Raw genomic sequence first — 22,697 nt, 5'->3', positions numbered from 1 at the left:
GGTAGGGTAGTGCGAAGCTCGCCACAAGCTTAATTTTTCCTATTAATATCAACTAAAGCTGGGTTTTATTAATATTTACTAAAAATAGCAAATTAATTAGAAATATTAATAGAACTTCATTAAGTTTATTGCTTTAATTGGTGTTTAGTTATTCGTAAGTATAACTATTAACTGAATTAGTATAAATTAAAGAGGGACATCTTCTTAGCGGTGGAAAAGAAGATGAGAGAGATTCTGTTAATTATACTAATGCAGAAATGTGACAATTTTCATCTGACAAAACATTTGATTGGAGAGATAGAAGCAAGTACCATCATTTTCATAAAGTAAAAGTCGGTGACAAGTTTGACATACATTGGGATTATACCATGGCACATAAAACACGTGGTTATACATATGCGATCACTGATCATCCTAATGATTTTTCTCAAAGACTAACTTTTAATGAGCTTAAGACATTTTTTGAAAATATAAGCCAAGAAAAACCATTTTGGAGCCATCCATTACCTGCTTCTACGGATCACTTAATAATTCTTCTGGAAAGAGAAGCGCGATTTCGCGTTCTTTTAGAGAGATGGATAGTCGCTGACCGGCATGGCATTTCATCAATCATGGGTTCTTGAATATGAAGCAAGTTTAGGCGGTGAAGGGCCTGGACATGGACACCATCATCACGATGCTTAATTAAGCTTTAAAGCAACTTAGTAGCGAGTGGTTATGCGCTAAGCGACTCAAAGCTTTGTTGTGCGGATACCCAAGTCGTCATTGCGAGGAAAAATTGAAAATTTTGACAAAGCAATCTCGGACCAAAATCTTGAGATTGCCACGCTCCTTTCAGTTGCTCGCAATGACGGTTTAGTATCCACGCAACAATGCTTAAATTTTTGCGTTACTATCTACTTAAAGCTTTTAGGCCTTCCTTTAAGCCGTCTTTTATAAATGAAATTTTAGCTTGTTTGCCGTCTGCGGTAATTAGTTCTATATAATTATCGTTTGATAAAATCATGTCTAGATCGTCTTTTGTAATAATAGCTAAAGCCTGACAGCCGTTTACTGTACAATTTACGTATTTTCCGGCTGCTATTCGTTTGTCACCGCTATTAATAACTGTACCTGCCGGAATTTGAACATTTGACGGGACTATTTCTATTATTTTTAATTCCTGTTTTTCTTGTTCCCCATTGAAATAACCTATGTGATAAATGGCTAATATTTCCTTTTCTTTATCTTTCTCTAGATTATTAATTTGTTGTGATAAGAAGCAAAGTTGTTTTTTCTCATTATTAAGAGTACAATTTAAAGTCCAAGCTCCGTACTTTTTTGGTGCTGTTGATGCGTTGACGTTTTCTATGCTATACAAAACAAAAGTGCCGGTTATTATAAATAATCCACTAAAAATAAAAGCAATTTTTTTTATACAATCTTTCATATAATTTTTAACCTTTTTAAAATATTTTCTTTTCCTAAAATTTCTGCAATCTCAAATACGCTAGGTGATGCAGTCATACCTGTTATTAAAGCTCTTACCGGTTTCATAATGTCATTCAGCTTTAAGTCGTTTGCTGCTGCTATTTCTTTAAATTTATTCTGTACGGATTCCTTATCAAACTGCTCAAGTTCGCTTAAGTTTTCTATAATTTGTTTGATTAAATTCTTATCGCAATTTTCTATAATTTCTTTTGAATCTTGGCTGTAGATGATAGGCGAATCTACTAGATAAATTTGAGCAAGGCGTGTTAGTTCTAGTAATGTTTCACTTCTAACTAACAAGCTTGGCATTGCTTGTTTGATATAGCCTATTTCCTGCTCACTAATCTTAAACTTCTTCGGCAACTCTACTGCTAGGGGTAATTTGTACGTCAATCTGGTACTCGCATCCTCACGTATGTCTATATACGCTGCGGTGCTGCGTTCCGTGTTTCCTCCAAATTCCTTCCTATAAGCGAGCTTCCGAAGAAGTGTATTATAATTTTGTTCCAATATCTCTACAGTCTTTGAAGTTAAGCTATCATTGTCAAGCATTCTTAAGTAATGAGCGTTAAGGCTATTCATCTTAGCAAAATCAAGCTTAGAAGGTGATTTACCGAGTGAATCAAGATTAAACCAGTCTATAGCCTGAGTCATTGAGATAATTTCATCATCGCCGTGACTCCATCCAAGACGCAGTAAATAATTGCACAAACTTTCCGGTAAATACCCCATATCCTTATAAGCTTCAATGCCTAATGCTCCATGCCTTTTGGATAATTTTGCTCCGTCTGCTCCATGAATTAACGGTATATGAGTCATGCTCGGTACTGCATATCCGAAAGCCTGATAAATAGCGAGTTGCCTTGCTGCATTGGTTAAATGATCGTCACCTCTAATAATATGAGTTATACCCATATCATGATCGTCTACTACAACGGCTAGCATGTAAGTAGCAGTGCCGTCTGCTCTTAATAGTACCATATCGTCTATATGAGAGTTTTCAATTACTACCTCACCTTGTAAAGTGTCATGAATTGTTATGCTACCCTCTCTTGGAGTTTTTAGACGTATTACCGGCTTAATATCAGTAGGATAGATAGATGGATCTTTGTCACGCCACTCGCTATTAAAAATAAAATGCTGTTTATTTTCTAAAGCTTGTTGTCGCTGTCTTTCTATTTCTTCTTGGCGAGTAAAACAATAATATGCTTTACCGTTTTGCAGTAATTTTAGTGCAGCTTCTTTGTAAAGATTATTACGTTTAGACTGGAATATAACCTCACCGTTCCAATCAAGCCCTAGCCATTTTAGACCTGAGAATATAGCTTCTACCGCTTCTTTAGTTGACCTTTCTTTATCAGTGTCTTCAATGCGAAGCAAGAACTTACCGTTATGATGCCTTGCGAACAAATAATTAAAAAGGGCGGTTCTTGCCGAACCTATATGTAAAAACCCCGTCGGTGACGGAGCAAATCTAGTAATTACGTTATTATTCATTTATTATCTTTTTTAAATATATACTAAGAACTGTGTCATACCGTGGCTTGCCACGGTATCCAGAAAACAACTAAACATACTAATATTATTAGTATGTTTAACTGGATCCCGCGATCAAGTTGGCTGTGTTGCATGGATCAGTTTTTGCGTCATTGCGAGGAAAGTGCATAGCAATTGACGAAGCAATCCAGTAAAAAATGCTAAAAATTAGCATTTTTTTATTATTTTTCTGGATTGCCACGCTCCTTACAGTCGCTCGCAATGACGATTCGGTATTCATGCAACAAGGCTGATCAAGTTAGCTAGGATAACACATACTCTTTCTCCCCAAACACATAAAATAATTTACGTCTATATCATCGCTTAATTTCCAATCATTTTTAGCCGGATCATATACCAAGCCTTTCAGCTCTTTAATTTCAATTTTGGTATCCGTAAGCATTTCGTAAATTTCCAACGGTTTTAGGAATTTGCTATAATCATGAGTGTTTTTTGGTACCCAACCTAAAATATATTCGGCAACTATTATTCCAAGTATATAAGCTTTTTTAGTACGGTTAATCGTAGAAATTATTGCCATACCGTTTGGCTTAATATGCTTTACCAAATTTAGTATAAATTGCTGTACGTTTTCTACGTGTTCAATAACCTCAAGACAAATTACCACATCATATAGCTTGTCACTTTCTAATTCTTCTATAGTAGATTGTAAATAATTTATCTTTACACCGTTTTCCTTAGCATAAGCAGTTGCCGTTTCAATATTACTTTGCAGTGCATCAATGGCTGTAACGTTAAAACCTTGAGCCGCTAAAGGCGTTGCAATTAACCCTCCACCGCAACCGACGTCTAATATTTCTAATTTAGAAATATCGTTAGACATCTTTTCAAACTCTACTTCTAGAGGTAATTTGTGCGTCAATCTGCTGCTCGTATCCTCACGTACCAAAGCGTACGCTGCGGTGCTGTGCTGCATGTTTCCTACCAATTCCTCTCTATAAGCGAGTTTGGAAAGGTGTCTATTGTAATGCGTAGTTATTTTCTCTATTATATATTCAAGGCGAATAGGGTTTATTCGGTGTAAGATACCGAATTCTCCGTCCTTATTCCACCAATTATGAGAAATTTTCTCAAATTTTTCTAATTCTTTTTTATCGATTGAAGACATAGTCTATGATTCTTTCCAATGTCATCCCGTGGCTTGACCACGGGTTCCATAAGTACAGCCTAAGAACTTTAGTGGATCCCGTGGTCAAGCCACGGGATAACAAGAGGCCATACAACAAACATATATAATATACTCAGATGACTTTAATAATACTAGCCTTAATTTTAATTAGCTGCATATTTGCCCCGCTTGGCTGCATTGCCCTATGGAAGAGATATATTTATTTCGGTGACGGGCTTGCTCATAGTAGTTTTTTAGTGGCTAGTATAAGTATTATAGCACATGTTCCATTAATATATTCAGGCATAATAGTTGCAATTCTTTTTTCGTTTTTTGTGTTTATTTTTAAAAATAATTCTGAAAAAAACGCAGTTATTAATTTGATTTCTAGCTTTATGCTAGCTGTTGCTTTAGTTATTAATTATTTTACTTCTTTGCAGAATAATATAGTGAATTTGTTGTTTGGGGATATTTTATCCGTATCTTTTAATGATTTGATGATACTTGCAATAGTGCTAATAACTATTATAGGCTTTATAGTATATTTTTATAATCAAATTCTTCTTATTATTATCAATAGAGATATTGCCGTCATAAAAGGCTTAAAGGTTAATATTATTGAGCTAATATTTTTACTTCTTCTCTCATTATCGGTATTTTCTGCTATAAAGATTGTCGGAGTACTTATGGTAACTGCTATTTTACTTATTCCTGCAATGATTGCACGGTTTGTAGCATATAGCCCCTCCCAGATGATTATAATATCAATTCTTATATCTTTATTTATTAATTTTTGTGCTGCATTTAGCTCTTTCTACTTTGATTTACCTTTAACTCCATTGTTTATTATATTAGGTACGTTTATTTATGGTTTGTTGTATTTAAAGCGATTATTATGAACCAAAATGCATTTACTGAATATGTCAAAGAATTGTTAGAACCATATGGTTCAGTAGTCGTTCGTGTAATGTTTGGTGGATATGGTATATATAAGGGTGGTGTATTGCTCTTATGATAGGAATTATTAAGAGCAATGAATTATATTTTAAGTCAGACCTAAGCACTTATGAATATTTTCAATCTTTCGGTTCTGAGTCATTTGTATATCAAAGTAAAGGTAAACTTGTAACTCTATCATATTGGAAGGTGTTACCTGAAATTATATAGGATCAAGAGTTATTAGGTAAGTGGTTTAAATTAGTTTTGAATGCTGCTATTAATAGTCAAAAGAAAAAATAAATGTCGTCCCGTGGTTTGACCAGCGTTGTTGTGTGTGGCGTTTTTTTCCGTCATTGCGAGAAGACTCCATAGGCGTCGACAAAGAAATCTCAGGCACGATTCCTGAGATTGCCACGCTCCTTGCAGTCGCAATGACGTTAAAATCTATCCACGTTTTTCATAATCTCAAGATAATCAATTTTGCCGTTTGTAAGTAGAGGTATTTCTGAATCGGTAATAATTACTTTCGGTAAATGTAGTAAAGGAATTTGAGCTTTAGATACAGCATCTGCAAAGTTCTCTCTATTTATATTGGAACCGGTAGTAAGTAAAATAATCTTGTCTTCGTGCGTTTTATCGGGAATAGAAATAGCAGCGTGCAAGGAATCAGGATCAATTTCGCTTGCAAGTTCTTCAATTTTTGTAAGAGATATCATTTCCCCTGCTATTTTAGCAAAGTGTTTTAAACGTCCTAGAGTTGTTATATATCCTTCAGAATCGATTTTGACTATATCGCCTGTGTCGTACCATTCTTTATAAGTACGGTGACCTTCTAAGTCCAAGTAACCAAGCATGATGTTAGGACCCTTAATGAATAAACGTCCCCCTTCATTTATTCCCTCTACTTTCTCAAGCTTATAATCAATTTTCGGTAATAATCTTCCTACCGTGCCTGCTTTATTATGCATAGGGGTATTGCAAGCTATAATAGGTGAGGCTTCTGTAATCCCATATCCTTCAAAAATACGTATGCCATACTTATTAAGCCAAAATTGTCGTGTAGATTCTTTTAATTTCTCGCTACCGGCAAATATATAGCGTAATGAGTAAAAATCATATGGGTGAGCGTAATTAGCATAACCGTTTAAAAAAGTATCGGTAGAAATTAATATAGTTGCTCCAATATCGTATATAACTTCAGGAATGCTACGATAATTTAGTGGAGAAGGATATAGAAACAGCTTAATACCGTTTAAAGTTGTAATAATTGCACCACTAAAACCAAAACAATGAAATAGCGGTAGCGCATTAAATACTATATCTTCAGGGCTAAAAGGTACTTTAGCAGTTATTTGATATCTATTAGTTTGTAAATTTCTGTGAGATAATAATACGGCTTTAGGTTCACCTTCAGTACCCGAAGTAAAAATTATCACTGCCGGTTTTTCGTCATCACGATTATGACAAAAATAATTGTAATAAGTTTGGGCACAATAACTTCCTATTTTTGCTTTTAGTTTTAGGGCTGTACCAATCTGATTTTTAAAATCTTCTAAATATATTATTTTAATACCGAAATCTAATAAGTTAGTTATTAATTCATGTAAATTTGCTTTCTCAATAAATTGTTTTGAAGTGTAAACTACTTTAATTTGTGCAAGTTTACAGGAGTTAATAATAGTACTTATGCCGCTGCTCCAGTTAATTATAGCAGGAACATAACCGCTAGATTGCATAGCGTAAAAAGTAATTAACGTATTCGTGGTATTAGGCAACATTAAGCCTAAATTTCTGCCAAAGATATTATTCTTTTTGATTAAATCACCTAGGATAAAAGATTTTAATATTAAATCTCGATAAGTAACCGCATTATTTTCAAAATCATCAACTATTTTTTTCTTAAATCCATGAATTTTAGCAGCTTCTATAAGAGATGAGAATACAGTATTTTGATAGTCTGAACTTTCAAACATCATGTCAGCCATGATATCATAAAGAGTCCTAGATATATAACTGCGTCGTTCTTGATTGCTTGTGGCATCCATATTAGCGAATTTTACCGGCGGTAAAACGGTTATAGTAATTTTAGGAAATATTTTTCTTTTTAATATGTTTTTTAATTTTGATAAATGAGTAAATTGAGTACCGTCTATTCTAACCGGTAAGACGGTAGCACCGGCTTTATCGGCAATCATTCCCGGTCCTTCGTATATTTTCATTAAAGAGCCGGTAACGCTTATTCTACCTTCAGGGAAAATTGCTACTTTCTGATCCTTTTGTACTTCTTTTACTAAAGTCTTTATTGCCATTGGGTTACTTGGATCAACCGGCAAAGTTCTTGCCATACGTAAAAATGGTTTAATCCACCATATTTTTTGTATATCGGGACTAATTGCAAAAGTCATTTCTTCTCGTAAGTAAGTAGCAATTAGCGGCGGATCTAGATATGAAATATGGTTAGCGACCACTACTACTTTTTTACCTGCTTTTTGAAAATTTTCAAATCCTTTAACTTCAACCTTATACATAAGATCAAAACAGATTTGGAATATTCTTCGCAATAGCTTAAATGGAATAATTTTAACTTCAGGTATTAAACGGTAAATATGTATAGTAACGATTATATTAGCTAGGCTAATAAATAATATAATCCAGGGTATAGTGAAATTTAGGTAAAATAATAAAGATAGAATTATTGTGGATCCCACCATGAAAATGGAATTGATAAGATTGTTAACGGCAATAATTCGACTACGATGAGCAGGGTTTGCGTAATGCTGTAATATCGCAAAAAGCGGAACGATATATAATCCGCCTATTGCCGCTAAGAACAATAAATCTATAACTATGCGCCAATTATGTCTTTTCGATAAAAATACTAAAATACTTTTTAGCTGAGTAGGTTCGTAGTTAACTGAGCTAATTCTACTTGCAAAGAATAAATCAATACCGAAAATACTAATGCCTAGGGCTGAAATAAATAGATATTTAACGGTAATCTCATCTTCAAATATTTTGCTACATAAAAACGAACCGACCCCAACACCAAGCGAGAAAACCGCTAAAAATAAATTAGCAACATTCTCATCAGCTTTAAAAGTTATCTTAGCAAGTAAAGGTATTTGAGAAATTATAGCAGCTCCGATAAACCAAAACCATGAAATACCAAGTATAGCTAAATATATCTGTTTTTTTGCTTTGGCATATTTAATCATATTTATGCTTTCATCTATAATATTAAAATTTATTTTAATATCACGATTTACATTTTTAGATTTTGGGGAAAAAAGGCTTGTAATAAAGCCAAGAAAAGCGATGGTAATTAAGGAATAAATTATAAAATTATTGCTGATTGTATAATAGCTGCCGATTATAGTACCGATAAAAATACCGATAAAAGTTCCGGCTTCAACAAAGCCGTTAGCTCCAAGTAGTTCGTCTTTATTTAGGTGATCAGGTAATACGCTATATTTGATTGGACCGAAAAAAGTAGAATGTATACCCATTAAGCAAATAGAACAAAACAGGATTAACAGATTATTATGATGAAATCCGTAAATTGCAAAGGCAATTATACCGATTTCACAAATCTTAATAATTTTAATAAGATTTGCACGCTCGTATTTATCGGCAATTTGTCCTGCTATGCTTGCGAATATTATAAAAGGTAATACAAAAGTAGCATTAGCAATTAAAACAAGTAGATTATTATATTTACTTAAAGCTCCTGAAATACCATAAGTTATAAGGATTACCAGAGCATTTTTTAATATATTATCATTAAGACAACCGCATAACTGCACTATAAAATTCGGTAAAAATCGTCTATCTTTGAAAAGATATAATTTGTTTGTGTCCATGATATAAAATATTTTAAATACCAATTTTATTGGGTGACTCTTATGTCATTCCCGTGAAAACAGGAATCCAGTAATTAAAAAATATAAATACAGTAAGTTTTTAAAACTAAAAACTCGATTTATCTCGCTTTACCCTGGATTCCCGCCTATGCGGGAATGACATAAGCGAGCTATGCAACAAAACCTAAACTCCCCAAATATTAGCAATTTATATTAATATGTCAAATGTGGTGCTTATTTACTTTCTGTTTCTAAGCATCTTGATTTTATTAATTCATCTACAAGAGAAATGTTTTCGTCCGTAGAATCAGTGTAATTTTTGACTATTGTTTGTAATGCAGATAAAGCTTGGCTTGTAGTATCTTTCGTTTTAACTTTCTTTCTTCTTTGTAAATTCTTTTTTAAGGCAGTTGATAAATTATCAAATTTAGCTGGTGATTTGGCTTTTTTCGGTGCTTCTTTGATATAGTTGGTAGATGACATAAATAATTATCTTTTCACATTAGCATTATTATATTATATTATGGATATTTTGGAAAATAAAACTATAAATAATCTATGAATCAAAGTAATATAATCTCTCCTGAGTTACTGGATGAGAGAAGAAATATTGCAAGGCAAGGGGGCGGTGAAGCTAGGATCAACGCACAACATCAAAAAGGTAAGTTAACTGCACGAGAACGCATAGAAGTATTATTAGATCCGAATAGCTTTACCGAAACAGGTATGTTTGTATCCCATAGATGCGATAATTTTGGGATGCAGGATAAAAAGTTTTTAGGTGACGGCGTTGTAACGGGACACGGTACGATAAACGGTAGGTTGGTATTTATTTATAGCCAAGATTTTACCGTACTCGGCGGCTCTCTCGGCGAATATCATGCTAAGAAAATCTGTGATATTATCGATCAAGCTATAGAAACCGGTGCTCCCGTAATCGGTATTAACGACTCAGGGGGAGCAAGAATTCAAGAAGGGGTTGATGCTCTGGCCGGATACGGTGAATTATTTCAGCGTAATGTTTTAGCGTCGGGTGTCATCCCTCAAATTACCCTAATTATGGGCCCTTGTGCCGGTGGTGCGGTATATTCTCCTGCCTTAACCGATTTTATATTTATGGTTAAGAATAGTTCTTATATGTTCGTAACTGGTCCCGATGTAGTAAAAACCGTTACGGGTGAAGAAGTAAGCCAAGAAAAGCTCGGCGGTGCTAGGATGCATACCACTAAAAGCGGCGTTGCCGATCTTGCATTTAACAATGATATAGAAGCATTGCTTGAAATTCGTAAATTCTTTAATTTCCTTCCGTCATCCAATCGTAGTCCTCTTCCTGTTCGTTCGACTGTTGATCCTGCCGATAGAGTTGATATGTCTCTTAGCACGTTAATACCTAACACTCCTAATAAGCCTTATGATATGAAAGAGCTTGTTGAGCGTATCGTTGATGAGGGAGAATTTTTTGAACTACAACCTGATTTTGCTAAGAATATCATTATTGGCTTTGGTTATATGGAAGGTTATCCGGTAGGATTTGTGGCTAATCAGCCTTTGCATTTAGCAGGATGTTTAGATATAAACGCCTCAAGAAAAGCAGCAAGATTTGTTAGATTTTGTGATGCTTTCAATATTCCTATAGTAAGTCTTGTTGATGTGCCTGGATTTCTGCCTGGTACATCCCAAGAGCATGACGGTATTATTAAACACGGGGCTAAGCTGTTATACGCTTATGCGGAAGCTACAGTGCCGAAGATTACTGTAATTACCCGTAAGGCTTATGGAGGTGCTTATATAGTTATGAACTCCAAGCATCTTAGAGGCGATATAAACTATGCTTGGTTTAATTCGGAAATCGCTGTTATGGGGGCAGAGGGAGCAGCCGAGATAATATTTAAGGAAGAATGTAAAAACCCTGAAGCTAAAAAACAAAAAATCGATGAATATAGGAAAGTAGTAACTTCGCCTTTTGTTGCGGCATCTAGGGGATATTTGGATGATATTATAAGACCGCAAAATACCAGATGGCGAATATGTAAGGCGTTAAATTTCCTGCGTACTAAAAAAGTAGAACTGCCTTGGAAGAAGCATGATAATTTGCCGCTTTAGCTGTCATCCCGTGGCGTGACCACGGGATCTCAGAATACAGTCTGTGACACAAGACCCCGTGGTCAAGCCACGGGGTGACATTAGGATATAAAAAACTATGAATAAACCATTATTTGATAAAATTTTAATTGCTAATCGTAGCGAGATCGCCGTTAGGATAATACGTACCTTAAAAAAGATGGGGATAAAGTCGGTTGCAGTATATTCTGAAGCAGATACAAACTCAATGTATGTGCAGCATGCAGATGAGGCTTATTATATAGGTGATTCCCCTGCAACGGAAAGTTATTTATCTATTAAAAATATTATTTCGGCGATTCGTGAAAGTGGTGCAAGTGCAGTACATCCAGGTTACGGTTTTTTATCAGAAAATCCAAATTTTGCCAATATTCTTAAAAGAGAAGGTGTTGTTTTAATAGGACCGAGTGCCGGAACTATTAAAAAAATGGGCGATAAAATCGAAGCAAAAAAGATAGCGATAGAAGCCGGAGTTAGCACCGTGCCAGGTTATATGGGAACTATAAACGATGTTAAACAAGCTATAGATATTGCTAAAGAGATTGGTTTTCCGGTAATAGTAAAAGCGGCTGCCGGCGGCGGTGGGCGTGGTATGAGAGTAGTGAATAATCCCGCTGAAATGGCCAATGCTTTTGAGTCGGCAAAGCTTGAAGCAGCCAATAGTTTTAGTGACGATAGATTATTTATTGAGAAGTTAATTCAAACTCCCCGTCATATCGAAATTCAGCTAATTGCCGATCAATACGGCAATAGTGTATGTCTCGGAGAGCGGGAATGTTCAATACAGCGTCACCATCAAAAAGTAATCGAAGAAGCACCAAGTTCTTTTATTACTGAAGATATAAGGCAAGAAATGTATCGGCAGGTAATATCCTTATCTCAAAAAGTGGGATATTATTCGGCCGGTACCGTTGAGTTTATAGTAGATAGCAATAAAAATTTCTATTTTTTAGAGATGAATACTAGGTTGCAAGTCGAGCATCCTGTTACTGAGCTAATTACCGGTATAGATATCGTTGAAGAGATGATACAAATCGCAGCCGGCGAGAAATTATCATTTACACAAGATGACGTAAAATTAAAAGGTTGGGCATTTGAATCACGAATTTGTGCCGAAAACCCAAGCCGAGGTTTCTTACCTTCTAGCGGTAGAATTATAGCTTATTCCGAACCTGCAAAGAGTCCTAATATCCGTATAGATACAGGGATTGGGCTTGGCGGCGAAGTAAGTATGTTTTATGACTCAATGATTGCAAAATTATGTACTTACGGTGAAACAAGAGAGCAGGCAATTGAGCTAATGCATTCTGCTTTGAGTTCTTATATAATTAACGGTATTGCTCATAATATCAGTTTCTTAGAAGCGGTAATGCTACATCCACGCTTTATTAGCGGCGATATTTCTACTGCCTTTATTCAAGAAGAATATCCTGACGGTTTTTCCGGAGCTAGTCTAACTTCAGAAGTAACTACCGTATTTTTAGCAACGGCTATTTTTATTTATATATCGGAGCAAAGACGTGCTTCTTTAATTTCCGGCAATATTAACAATCAGGCTAACAAAATAGGTACAAGGTGGGTAGTAACTATCGATGATAAACTATTTCCCGTATTAATTACACCTGTTGAAAACGGCTATAATATACGTCACGAAAGCGATAGAATATATATTCGTAGTAACTGGAATTTAGGTAATGAACTTTTTACGGCTATAATTAACGGTAAAAAGACAAATGTGAAAATTGAGAATATCAGAACCGGTTATTTATTATCGCATGCCGGTATTAGCGTAAAAGCCTTTGTACGCTCTCCTCGTATCTCAGAACTTGAAGCGTTGATGGTCTCAAAAGTAGTGGTGGAAGAAAGCTCCGAACTACAAGCTCCTCTAAGCGGTCAGATTGCTGCGATAAAGGTGAAAGAAGGGCAGGAAGTGACGGCAGGACAAGAAATTATGATTTTAACTGCTATGAAAATGGAAAACCTGATTCTTGCCGAAAGAGATGGAAAAATAGCTAAAATTTTTGTTAATGAAAAGGATAATGTTATAAGAGGGCAGGTATTATTAGAATTTGCTTGATATATTAGATTCTGTAAAGGATAATTCCATTATTTATATTTTCAGATATTTTTTAGCGAAAATTAATAAGATGTTTGCAGTAATAGTTGTTCCTATTTCAAAACAATCTTATAATTTGCAGCAAAGAAGAGCAAAAATAGATTAATTTAATTTTCCTTCACAGAACCTAATATATTGTCTTTCGCTTATAATTCGCTACTATAGTAAACTCAGCTCCATTTTATGACAAGCGTAAGGGTAGAGCCTATATATTAATAGGCAAGACAACGAACAACGAAGTACAAAATGGAGATCAGTTTACTATATTCATTTATTTAGAATTAATTAAGTCAAAATTTTGCTCAATAACTGAAATATTTGAGCTAGCTGTTTCAAATAGATAATGATTTTTGTTTACCTTATTATATGCCTCTACAGCTTCTGTAAATTCTTCTTGATTAAGGTAACACTCTCCTAAATAATATTGTGCTTCTTGATAATAATTAGAGCTTTTGTGTATTTTACTATACATGTCTATAGCTTCTTTATAATTTCTCATTCCTAAAATAATTATTTCCTTCCGTAAGATTTGGATGAGCCATGGTTCCTCCGTATTTTAATTAGATTTTTATAAAAAAGTATATATTACCATGAAATATGATTCTCATGTTTCGTGGTAATATATATGTATCTAATAAATGTGTAAGAGGTTTTGTCGTCATTGTGAGGAAAATTGTAAGTTTTGATTAAGCAATCTAGTTAAAAATACTAATAATATTAGTATTTTTAACTAGACCCCATGGACAAGCCACAGGGTAACAATTAGGAAACTGGTCCACGCAACAACGTCTATGCAGGAATGACATAAGAGCAGGCAATGAAGCAATCTTATCGTAGGAATGACATTATTAAAGCTCAGAATCAAATATTTTTATATCACCGCCTAAAGACGTTTCTTCATCAAGTCCCTCAAGGGCAAAAGTGCGAAATATACCTGATTTAGAAGGAGTATGTTCTAACCTAGAGCCTGTGTTAGGTTTTTCAGTTTCAACCTTAAAATCAGAAACATAGCCCTCGTCTTCTACTACAGTATTTGTATTTATTGGAATTTTCTTCCCGCTAGAATAATCTTCTAACAGTGCTTTAATTTCTGCGAAATTGTGTAAATCTTTAGATAGTTGTTTTTTGAATTTAGAAAATTTTTGCTTTATTTGTTCTGATGATAAATTCTTATATCCGTCATAATGTGATGATATACGTGTTTTTTATATCGTCTCTAATATGTATTGGTGGTTAGGATTATTAGCTTTTTCACACAATGTAGAAATCTCAGTGATTTGAGTGAGTTGACACGATACATCGCTATGTAAGTTATCTTTTTCCCATCCTTTAACATTATAGTTACCGTGTTTAAGTAAATATTTTACTATTGTGACCTGCCCATACTCTGATGCAAGCATTAAAGGTGATACGTCTGTATTGCCGTTAATCGTTACCCCTGCATCTAATAATGTTTTTACCGCATTTAAATTACCGTATATTATTGCTACTTCTAGAGCTACATCTAAATTAGCATTTTTAGATAAAAGATACTTTGCAATTTCTTTTCTATTTTTTAAATTTGCGGTACTTAATGGTGTGTTAAACGATATTCAGTTTATTAAAAGATCACATGTAATGTCTATTTTGTAAGGTTCTTCCAAACCGGCAGTAACATTTAGTGTATTAGAACCATAATGACTAAAATTTACATTCACTCCTTTTTTTTCTACAAAATACTTTACTAAAATTAAACTTTTATTGTGTATTGCTTGTATTAGGCTGGGATTAGGTTCAAACGTAAGATGATTAAGTAAATATTCAGCTTGTGCATTATTGTTTTTAAGTGCAAATTCTAATGCTTTGTATTTATTTCACACCTTGCGATATAAGGTCTTCCATGAGATTTATTTTATTTAAATTCGGATCATCTAAGCTAGCTATAATATTTAATGCTGTCCCGTCTTTAGGATGAAACGCATCAAAATATTGTTTTAAATACCCTAGAGTTATTACATTTTCTGTTGTAGTAGTTTCCGGCTTAGTAGTTCTTTTAATTTGAGAACCCCCTGGAGCTGTGGAGGAGTTGTGCATGATAATTTACCTTAAATTAATTTATAGCGTGCGTACTATAGATTAATCTAAGTAAATTATCAACATCTTAATTGATAGTAAAATAATTTACGATTTCTTAACTTTAAGTTGTATTTGATGGTTCTCTAATTCTACTTTACTTACATAATCAGGCGTGAAATTTTTAGCAAACTCGCCTAAAGTTTGTTCTTTAATAAAGTCTCCATAATTATCAATTATCTTAGATAAATTAAACTCGCTTATTATCTCAATTAAAATCCTGTCAGTGATAGAGAAATCGGCATCTTTTCGAGCCTGTTGTATAAAGCGTACAATGTCTCTTGCGTATCCTTCTTCTATTAACTCAGGTGTTAGCTCTAAATCAAGTATTAACAAGCTACTATTATTCTCAAAACTTGCTGCTCCTTTGATATGTGAATACGGCTCTAAAACTAGCTTATATTCGTCACTATTTAAGGTTTCACCGCATATAGCTAAACCGCCTGCGATAGCTTTCCACTCACCTTTTTTAGAAGCGGCTATAATCTCTTTCATTTTATGCGGCAAACGTTTACCAAGCATTGGGAAATTAATCGATAGTTTTTTGCTTGCGTAATTTTCTAGATCGTCACGATAAATTACCGCCTTAACATTAATTTCATCTTTAATTAAATCTTCAAAATCTTTGAGGTTGTTATTATGTTTACTGATAATAGCTATGCTAGCAAGTGGCTGCCTTACCCTGATATTTTCAGTGCTTCGGATAAATAGGCTATTACTGCAAATATCAAGCACGTTATCCATAGTAGCAACCAGCTCGTGATTTATTTCAAAGTCTGAGAGAGTAGGGTAGTTGCAGAGATGTACGCTAATCGCGTCATTGCGAGGCACTGAAAGTGCCGTGGCAATCTTATGAGATACTCCTGAAATTGCTTTGTCAAGACTTGTGTCTTTCCTCGCAATGACGTTTGATTTTCCTGAGAGTGCCGTGTCGTTACGCTCCTCACAATGACGTAATCCCTTATATATCGCTTCCGAAATCATAGGCACTAGTGCCGACATCGCAATAGCCATGGTGTCTAAACATGAATATAGAGTATTATAAGCATTTTGCTTATCTGTATCTTTTTCGCTTTTCCAAAATCTAGCTCGGCTTCGTCTTATATACCAGTTATTCAAAACTTCAAAAAATTCTGAAACTACATGATAAGCTGTTTGCGTATCGAAATTATCTAAGCTCTCTTCAATTTTTTGTACGGCTATTTTAAGCTTAGATAATATATAAACATCAAGTACGTTTTTAGAGCTAAAATTAAGCTTGCCTTTAAGCGAATCGGCATTAGCATACATCGTAAAGAAATGGTAAGCATTCCATATAGGTTTGATAAATAGACGAAGCGTATCAAATACCATTTTGCCGTCTTTATCAATTAATAGCTCCTGACCTTTAACAACGTTTGAAGATAACATCGTAACTCTTAAAGCGTCAGAGCCGTATTTATCAAATAGCTCCAGCGGATCGGCGTAGTTATTAAGACGCTTTGAAAGTTTTTGACCTGTAGAGTCTAAAATTACGCCGTGGCATATACAATTTAAAAACGGTGGGCGATCAAATAAAGCGGTAGATAGCACCATTAAAGTATAAAACCATCCGCGTGTTTGAGCTGAATACTCAACTATAAAATCAGCCGGAAAATGATCCTCAAACCACTCTTTATTTTCAAAAGGGTAATGGGCTTGCCCATATGGCATTGAACCGCTTTCAAACCAGCAATCAAATACGTCTTCTATTCTACGCATTGTTGATTTACCGGTTGGATCGTCGGGATTTGGTCTTGTCAGTTCATCGATAAACGGACGATGTAAATCAGTAACTTTAACACCAAAATCTTTCTCTAATTCCTCTATAGAGCCGTAAACATCTATGCGTGGATATTTTGGATCATCGGACTTCCATACAGGCAGCGGCGTTCCCCAGAATCTATTACGGCTTATCGACCAATCACGGGCATTTTCAAGCCACTTACCAAATAAATTATCTTTAACATGGAAAGGTATCCAGTTAATTTGCTGATTTAACTCTACCATTCTATCTTTAAATTGCGTAACCTTTACGTACCATGACGGAACAGCCTTATATATAAGAGGCGTATCTGTTCGCCAGCAATGAGGATAATTATGAATATACTGCTCGGTTTTTAGCCAATTTCCTTGCTCTTTCAGTTTGATTATTATTTTGTCATTTGCATCAAATACTTGTAAGCCCTCTAAATCAGGAATTTCTTTAGTGAATTTACCGCTATTATCAACAGGACAAACAAGCTCAATACCTTTCGATTCACAAAGTATTTGGTCATCTTCACCAAAGCCTGGAGCCATATGTACGACTCCCGTGCCGTCACCCTCAACCACGAAATCGCCTGCAAATATCTTGAAGCTGTTTGGATGATTCTCGAAATAGTCGAATAAAGATTTATAGTTCAATCCTTGAAGTGCTGAGCCTTTAATTATCTCAAAATTTTCTTCACCGCTAAGTCCTAATTCTTTAGCATATTTAGAGACGGAATAGGCAGCTATTATATAACAAACATCATTTTTAGGGACTAATGCATAATCTATATCACTACCGACTGCTAAGGCTAAATTTGACGGCAATGTCCAAGGTGTTGTCGTCCAAGCGAGTATACGGTATTCTTTAAAAGATCCTATGGTCGTAGCCACGGGATGAGATAGTACAAAACTCACCGTTACAGCTTTATCGGCTCGCTCACGATAAGAATTATCAAGTCTTGTTTCAAAATTAGAAAGCGGTGTTTCGCATGCCCAAGAATAAGGCATTACCCGCATAGATTCATACAATAACCCCTTATTATATAACTCCTTAAATGCCCAAAGTACGGATTCCATAAAATTCTTATCCATCGTTTTATAAGAATTTTTAAAATCCACCCATCTTGCTTGACGAGTTACATATTCTTCCCAATCATTAGCATATTTCATTACCGAAGCTCTGCAATGTGCATTAAACTTCTCTATACCAAAATTAGCTATTGCAAGACGTCCTGAAATGCCAAGTTCTTTCTCTGATTGCATTTCAGCAGGAAGACCGTGACAGTCCCAACCAAAGTGACGCTCGACTTTCTTACCTTTTATGGTTTGGTATCTAGCATATACGTCTTTAATAAAGCCGGTAAGCAAATGACCGTAATGCGGCAAACCGTTTGCAAAAGGCGGGCCGTCATAAAAAATAAATTCTGACTCTCCGTTCCTATCATCAATAGATTTTTGGAATATATTATTGTCTTGCCAAAATTTTAGTATCTCTCGCTCTAAGCCTGCAAAATCAGCATTCGAGCTAACTTCAGGATAATATTTAGTATTTGTCATTATTTTAGAAATTATTTTTAAAAATATCTTCATTATATGCAAGAGAGGTCATAATACAAGAATTTTTAAGGTATTTAAGACAGTAATAAGGTGTATTACAGATTAAAAGATGATATAGAAATTTTGTCTAACTCAATTCATTTCACTATTAGTTACTACCTATCGTTTCAGCTTCATAAGCCGGATAATATTTGTGCTTCGTATCCTAAATACTGCCACTCTTCATTTAAATATTTAAACATTACTTCAACTCTAGTATGTTTTGTTAAATCGCTAAGGCCCTGTGCTTTAGCATCACTTTCTACTTTATTACTTAAATTTAGTAGGAGCTTTTGTTTTTGCTCTAAATTAATAGTTTTCATAAGAGCTAGCAAATCACAGATTTTAAATATTAAATTCTTTACATATTTCTTTTCTGTTTTATAAGAATAATATTTGTCATCATTTATCTTCTCTTGAAGATCTAAATTATTCAGAGAAAAGTATCTTTAGTGTTTTTGAATTTTCACCGAAATAACTTATAGGGATAACTTGATTATTAACTAATGTTCTATCATGTTCTTTATTAGAACATTCTTTTTTAAATTGAGTTTTCATATTATGTGAATTAGCGAATCAAAACAATATTGCAACTTAATTGTAAGCTAGCCCAAGCTTTGTCTGCTGTATATATCGGATAATTTTTTCCTGTCCTTTTTCTTCCGCAAGTAAAGCCATCAAGGAAGAAGAATCAAGAATTATTGTTATGAGAAGACATTATTGGGTTACAAGTTAAAATTTAGAATTTTCTTTATTCGCTTCTGGATATTTCTGTTTTAAAAATTCATCAACAAATGATTCTGATTTAGAACCATGTTGTTTAAACAATGCTTGAGCTTCTTTTACAGTCTTATGACAAGTGATTAAATGTAATTCATTATTAACTTTATTTATAAGTTTCAATAGCATTTTTATATTTGATATGGAGTTAATATTACCCATTAAGCATATCTACGTAAACATTCTAACTATGGGGATCTTTGAAGGGGCGAGTAATTTTTTCATCTGTGAGAAAGTTTTTACTATATTTTCTACGGCAGTCTCAATCAATTTATCGGTTTCAATATAATTTTCCGATTCGTCTTGGATATAAAAAAGAATAGATGAAACATAAACCGAGAGCAATAAGCTTCTTTTGGTATAATAGTTAAAATCAAGAGATTTATCACCGGCATAACGCCAAATAGCATCACAACTACAGAATGCAACTTCAGTTCCTTGTATTGGGTTTAATGCAAAATAAGCGGCATTCTTACTATGAATAATAGGAAGTACAGTTTTGACCCTAGTCTTTACGGCCAAAGATATTTTTTCTCTTATTTTTGATGGTTCTGCTATTATCTTTAAGCTTTCTAGCATAATATTATCTAAATACTCTTCCAAGAATCCTACTATTTCGGATAAACCTTCTGGAAAAACTATTAAGCTATAGCCTTTTGCGAAACCGCATTTTTCTTCTGCTTCTTCGAGTAGTTTATTATTCCATTCATTAAACGGTAATAATTCTAATAAAGATTGCACGAAGCTTATTTTTTTGATATGGTGTTCTTCTTGAATGCTCATATTTTTAACCTTGACATATAACTGAATTATAGTGTATAGTTCAATAAACCACAATATCTTTTAAGGAGAGTAATTTTAGTGATACTAGTAAATGTTCACGCCGGTAATTGTGATAATACGCTTAAGAATTTTAAGAAAAAGCTACAAAGAGAGCTTTATTTTCGTAAGATGAAAGAACAGCGTTATTATGAAACACCTTCAGCGAAGCGTGTTCGTAAAGTACAAGAAGCAGCAAGAAGACAGAGAAAATTTGCTCGTAAAAAAATGTTTGATGAATAAAATTTCAAACAATTTTCATACTAAATAATAAAGCTAGAAATATTAATATTTCTAGCTTTTTTTATTGTCATCTAGTTGCTTGACCATGTGTTGTACGAACGTTCAAGATGTCATTCCTGCGCAAGCAGGAATCCAAAAAATAGCCATACAAAATTTTATGTATTTGATGAAATAAATATAATAAAAAACAAGTTTTTATATGTTTGACTGGATTCCCGCTTCCGCGGGAAAATGACATAAAAACAATCAATGCAACAACACCCCGCTTTTGCAGAAATGACAATAAGGCACTTAAAACTTGAAATATTTTCAATTAGCTTTTTTTTTATGTTATAAAGAACTGTTATAGTCATATAAACAGTATCTATGCTTAGTTATCTTAAACAAAATTTACATTCTTATTTTTCTAGTAGAGTACTAATTTTTACTTTAGCAACAGCAGCTATTATTTTTGCTTGTGCTACTTTTTATGTGATATCTTTAGAATCAAAGAATTTTAGTACGATTATTGGATTTTTATTAGTTGATTTAGCAATTTTTTTAATTTTAGGTGTTTTACTAACTCAAAAATTTTTTACTAAAAATAATAATAACGATAGTTCTAAATTACAAAATCGTATTGTAATTGCCTTTAGTTTAGTTGCAGCTATTCCAACTATAATTGTTTCGGTATTTTCTGTTTATTTTTTTAATCTTAGTGTTCAAGCTTGGTTTGATAAGAAGATTTCTACGGTTCTTGATCAATCCGTGATAGTTGCAGAATCTTATATTGCCGAGCATAAATTACAGCTAAAAGAAACGGCTTTAGCCGTTGCTGAAGATTTAAGCGATATGTATTACGATTTAATTCACAATCCCGCTTTATTTACTAAAACACTTAATACTGAAGCAGAGATGCGTTCGCTTGATGAGGCTATAGTTTTAAACAAATCTACTAATACTATAGTAGCTAATAGTTATTTAAGTTTTTCATTATCATTTGCAACTATCCCTGCACATTTAATAAAAAAAGCGGATTTAGGTGAACTGGTGGAAGTAAAATCCGATCCAACCAAAATAAGAATGCTGATTAAATTAAAAGAGTATAATGATGTGTATTTATTAGTTGGTAGATTAGTAGATAATAAAATTATCGACCATGTAGATGCAACTAACGGAGCAGCTGCCGAGTATAATAGCCTTAAAAATGAAATAGATAATATACAGATTAAGTTCTCTATAATGTTTATCTTTATTGCCTTATTACTTCTTTTTGTAGCTATAAGTTTCGGGGTTATATTTACTGCTAAAATAGTAAAACCTATTAAAAAATTAGTTACTGCAACCGATAACGTTAAAGACGGCGATTTAACGGTACAAGTGCCTGAAAATGAAGTAGATAAAGACGAAATAGGCACGCTTTATGTGGCATTTAATAGAATGATTAAGCAGCTTTCTCGCCAGCAGCGTGATTTAGTTATAGCACAGAGGGCTATGGCTTGGTCGGATGTTGCAAAAAAAGTAGCCCATGAAATCAAGAATCCGTTAACTCCTATTTTACTTGCTTCTGAAAGATTGCTGAAGAAATTTAGCCCTGAAATTAAGGAAAGGGTAGAATTTGAAAATTATTTAAAAATGATTATTCGCCATACTAACGATATTAAAAATATAGTATCCGAATTTGTTCTTTTTGCACGTCTTCCTGCTCCTAAATTTACGAAGAGTGACTTAGTTTATTTAGTTAAACATATTGTTGAAGCACGTAAATTACTTAATGATAATATTTTGTATAAATTTGAGTCTAACGTAGAACAATTTGATTTTATGTGTGATGCTACCCAAATAAATCAAGTTATGATCAATTTATTGAAAAACGCAGAAGAGTCAATAGAAGGACGAGAATCCGGGAAAATAGAAGTTACTATAGATGTTAAAGATGATTTTATTAGCGTTATTGTAACGGATAACGGTAAAGGATTCCCGCCTGAGCTAATAGGCAAAGCTACCGAAAGCTATGTTACGACCAGCAGTAAAGGTATGGGAGTAGGGCTTGCTATAGTTAAAAGAATAGTCGAAGAACATTGCGGCATTCTAGATATAGCAAACAGAGAAGCAGAGGGAGCAATAATCGATATAAAATTTGATTTAAAAGAATTGGATTTAAAGGCTAAGCGTTTGGAAATGTAGTATTTTACTAGAGGATGCAGTTCTTAAAGAAAATTTAGAA

Annotated in this window: 19 protein-coding genes and 3 pseudogenes; 8 read left to right on the top strand and 14 right to left on the bottom strand. The window is 33.9% G+C overall.

All coding sequences use genetic code 11. The features are described 5' to 3' along the window. Positions 1–350: 350 nt before the first annotated feature. Together RSL_RS10115 and RSL_RS10705 are read left to right on the top strand one after the other, a co-directional pair. The gene (locus tag RSL_RS10115) at positions 351–623 is read left to right on the top strand and encodes a lytic polysaccharide monooxygenase (protein WP_231287786.1); all 273 of its coding nucleotides are present in this window, start codon (positions 351–353) and stop codon (positions 621–623) included. 116 nt (positions 624–739) lie between these two features. Further along, a pseudogene (locus RSL_RS10705) lies at positions 740–856 on the top strand (zinc ABC transporter substrate-binding protein); the annotation flags it as partial. Between the two features lie 36 nt (positions 857–892). On the opposite strand, the gene RSL_RS04965 reads toward RSL_RS10705, so the two are convergent. The 3 genes from RSL_RS04965 to ubiG all read right to left on the bottom strand — a co-directional run bounded on the left by RSL_RS04965 (position 893) and on the right by ubiG (position 4,135). Beyond that, positions 893–1,429 carry an invasion associated locus B family protein gene (locus RSL_RS04965; protein WP_004997873.1) on the bottom strand — a complete coding sequence of 179 codons (537 nt, stop codon included), beginning with the start codon at positions 1,427–1,429 and terminating at the stop codon, positions 893–895. After that, positions 1,426–2,967 carry a glutamate--tRNA ligase gene (gene gltX / locus RSL_RS04960; RefSeq protein ID WP_014273677.1) on the bottom strand — a complete coding sequence of 514 codons (1,542 nt, stop codon included), beginning with the start codon at positions 2,965–2,967 and terminating at the stop codon, positions 1,426–1,428. Before gltX ends, RSL_RS04965 begins: the two co-directional genes overlap by 4 nt. 298 nt (positions 2,968–3,265) lie before the next feature. Then, entirely contained in the window at positions 3,266–4,135 is an 870-nt protein-coding gene (gene ubiG, locus RSL_RS04955; RefSeq protein WP_014273676.1) for a bifunctional 2-polyprenyl-6-hydroxyphenol methylase/3-demethylubiquinol 3-O-methyltransferase UbiG, read from the bottom strand. Positions 4,136–4,272: 137 nt separating this feature from the next. On the opposite strand from ubiG, the gene RSL_RS04950 reads away from it, so the two are divergent. Beyond that, positions 4,273–5,034 (top strand): metal ABC transporter permease, encoded by a 762-nt coding sequence (locus RSL_RS04950; protein ID WP_004997884.1) that lies wholly within the window; start codon positions 4,273–4,275, stop codon positions 5,032–5,034. After that, positions 5,031–5,374 (top strand): annotated as a pseudogene (locus RSL_RS10700) (TfoX/Sxy family protein). The gene RSL_RS04950 and the pseudogene RSL_RS10700 overlap by 4 nt, the downstream one beginning before the upstream one ends. 137 nt (positions 5,375–5,511) lie before the next feature. Here RSL_RS10700 and RSL_RS04940 read toward each other — a convergent pair. Then, the gene (locus RSL_RS04940) at positions 5,512–8,934 is read right to left on the bottom strand and encodes an acyl-[ACP]--phospholipid O-acyltransferase (protein ID WP_014273674.1); all 3,423 of its coding nucleotides are present in this window, start codon (positions 8,932–8,934) and stop codon (positions 5,512–5,514) included. 234 nt (positions 8,935–9,168) lie between these two features. After that, positions 9,169–9,417: a hypothetical protein gene (locus RSL_RS04935; protein WP_004997887.1), complete on the bottom strand. Its 249-nt coding sequence runs from the start codon at positions 9,415–9,417 to the stop codon at positions 9,169–9,171. A 75-nt stretch (positions 9,418–9,492) separates the two neighbouring features. On the opposite strand from RSL_RS04935, the gene RSL_RS04930 reads away from it, so the two are divergent. Then, complete coding sequence (locus RSL_RS04930; RefSeq protein WP_004997890.1) at positions 9,493–11,037, top strand: acyl-CoA carboxylase subunit beta; 1,545 nt, start codon at positions 9,493–9,495, stop codon at positions 11,035–11,037. Positions 11,038–11,134: 97 nt separating this feature from the next. Next, positions 11,135–13,132, top strand: a complete 1,998-nt coding sequence (locus RSL_RS04925; RefSeq protein WP_014273673.1) for an acetyl-CoA carboxylase biotin carboxylase subunit — start codon at positions 11,135–11,137, stop codon at positions 13,130–13,132. A gap of 310 nt (positions 13,133–13,442) precedes the next feature. On the opposite strand, the gene RSL_RS04920 is transcribed toward RSL_RS04925, so the two are convergent. The 9 genes and pseudogenes from RSL_RS04920 to RSL_RS04880 all read right to left on the bottom strand — a co-directional run bounded on the left by RSL_RS04920 (position 13,443) and on the right by RSL_RS04880 (position 20,212). Further along, positions 13,443–13,670, bottom strand: a complete 228-nt coding sequence (locus tag RSL_RS04920) for a tetratricopeptide repeat protein (protein ID WP_014273672.1) — start codon at positions 13,668–13,670, stop codon at positions 13,443–13,445. 706 nt (positions 13,671–14,376) lie between these two features. Then, on the bottom strand, positions 14,377–14,601 hold the full coding sequence (locus RSL_RS04915) for a hypothetical protein (protein ID WP_324602884.1): 225 nt from the start codon (positions 14,599–14,601) through the stop codon (positions 14,377–14,379). Between the two features lie 54 nt (positions 14,602–14,655). Further along, positions 14,656–14,763, bottom strand: a pseudogene (locus tag RSL_RS10695) (ankyrin repeat domain-containing protein); the annotation flags it as partial. A gap of 256 nt (positions 14,764–15,019) precedes the next feature. Then, positions 15,020–15,244: a hypothetical protein gene (locus RSL_RS04905; protein ID WP_014273671.1), complete on the bottom strand. Its 225-nt coding sequence runs from the start codon at positions 15,242–15,244 to the stop codon at positions 15,020–15,022. 87 nt (positions 15,245–15,331) lie between these two features. Continuing rightward, positions 15,332–18,610: an isoleucine--tRNA ligase gene (gene ileS, locus RSL_RS04900; protein ID WP_014419891.1), complete on the bottom strand. Its 3,279-nt coding sequence runs from the start codon at positions 18,608–18,610 to the stop codon at positions 15,332–15,334. A gap of 173 nt (positions 18,611–18,783) precedes the next feature. Next, positions 18,784–18,972 carry a hypothetical protein gene (locus tag RSL_RS08865; RefSeq protein ID WP_014419890.1) on the bottom strand — a complete coding sequence of 63 codons (189 nt, stop codon included), beginning with the start codon at positions 18,970–18,972 and terminating at the stop codon, positions 18,784–18,786. A gap of 106 nt (positions 18,973–19,078) precedes the next feature. Continuing rightward, entirely contained in the window at positions 19,079–19,207 is a 129-nt protein-coding gene (locus RSL_RS10525; RefSeq protein ID WP_014362393.1) for a hypothetical protein, read from the bottom strand. Positions 19,208–19,381: 174 nt separating this feature from the next. Then, positions 19,382–19,591 (bottom strand): hypothetical protein, encoded by a 210-nt coding sequence (locus tag RSL_RS04885; protein ID WP_014273669.1) that lies wholly within the window; start codon positions 19,589–19,591, stop codon positions 19,382–19,384. 9 nt (positions 19,592–19,600) lie between these two features. Further along, positions 19,601–20,212: a COQ9 family protein gene (locus RSL_RS04880; RefSeq protein WP_014273668.1), complete on the bottom strand. Its 612-nt coding sequence runs from the start codon at positions 20,210–20,212 to the stop codon at positions 19,601–19,603. Positions 20,213–20,290: 78 nt separating this feature from the next. On the opposite strand from RSL_RS04880, the gene rpsU reads away from it, so the two are divergent. After that, the gene (rpsU, locus tag RSL_RS04875) at positions 20,291–20,491 is read left to right on the top strand and encodes a 30S ribosomal protein S21 (protein ID WP_004997902.1); all 201 of its coding nucleotides are present in this window, start codon (positions 20,291–20,293) and stop codon (positions 20,489–20,491) included. 366 nt (positions 20,492–20,857) lie between these two features. Continuing rightward, positions 20,858–22,657 (top strand): sensor histidine kinase NtrY-like, encoded by a 1,800-nt coding sequence (locus RSL_RS04870; RefSeq protein WP_014273667.1) that lies wholly within the window; start codon positions 20,858–20,860, stop codon positions 22,655–22,657. Positions 22,658–22,697 lie beyond the last annotated feature (40 nt).

Origin of the sequence: Rickettsia slovaca 13-B (assembly GCF_000237845.1) — a bacterium.
Lineage (GTDB): Bacteria > Pseudomonadota > Alphaproteobacteria > Rickettsiales > Rickettsiaceae > Rickettsia > Rickettsia rickettsii.
This window is presented reverse-complemented; position numbering and strand designations above follow the sequence as displayed.

Coding starts and splice junctions, on each gene's coding strand:
- RSL_RS04940 (WP_014273674.1), bottom strand. CDS start 8,934: ATGGACACAAACAAATTATATCTTTTCAAAGATAGACGATTTTTACCG.
- ubiG (WP_014273676.1), bottom strand. CDS start 4,135: ATGTCTTCAATCGATAAAAAAGAATTAGAAAAATTTGAGAAAATTTCT.
- RSL_RS04905 (WP_014273671.1), bottom strand. CDS start 15,244: ATGCACAACTCCTCCACAGCTCCAGGGGGTTCTCAAATTAAAAGAACT.
- RSL_RS04885 (WP_014273669.1), bottom strand. CDS start 19,591: ATGGGTAATATTAACTCCATATCAAATATAAAAATGCTATTGAAACTT.
- RSL_RS04870 (WP_014273667.1), top strand. CDS start 20,858: ATGCTTAGTTATCTTAAACAAAATTTACATTCTTATTTTTCTAGTAGA.
- RSL_RS04880 (WP_014273668.1), bottom strand. CDS start 20,212: ATGAGCATTCAAGAAGAACACCATATCAAAAAAATAAGCTTCGTGCAA.
- ileS (WP_014419891.1), bottom strand. CDS start 18,610: ATGACAAATACTAAATATTATCCTGAAGTTAGCTCGAATGCTGATTTT.
- RSL_RS08865 (WP_014419890.1), bottom strand. CDS start 18,972: ATGAAAACTATTAATTTAGAGCAAAAACAAAAGCTCCTACTAAATTTA.
- RSL_RS10525 (WP_014362393.1), bottom strand. CDS start 19,207: ATGAAAACTCAATTTAAAAAAGAATGTTCTAATAAAGAACATGATAGA.
- RSL_RS04935 (WP_004997887.1), bottom strand. CDS start 9,417: ATGTCATCTACCAACTATATCAAAGAAGCACCGAAAAAAGCCAAATCA.
- RSL_RS04920 (WP_014273672.1), bottom strand. CDS start 13,670: ATGAGAAATTATAAAGAAGCTATAGACATGTATAGTAAAATACACAAA.
- RSL_RS04965 (WP_004997873.1), bottom strand. CDS start 1,429: ATGAAAGATTGTATAAAAAAAATTGCTTTTATTTTTAGTGGATTATTT.
- gltX (WP_014273677.1), bottom strand. CDS start 2,967: ATGAATAATAACGTAATTACTAGATTTGCTCCGTCACCGACGGGGTTT.
- RSL_RS04925 (WP_014273673.1), top strand. CDS start 11,135: ATGAATAAACCATTATTTGATAAAATTTTAATTGCTAATCGTAGCGAG.
- RSL_RS04930 (WP_004997890.1), top strand. CDS start 9,493: ATGAATCAAAGTAATATAATCTCTCCTGAGTTACTGGATGAGAGAAGA.
- RSL_RS04950 (WP_004997884.1), top strand. CDS start 4,273: ATGACTTTAATAATACTAGCCTTAATTTTAATTAGCTGCATATTTGCC.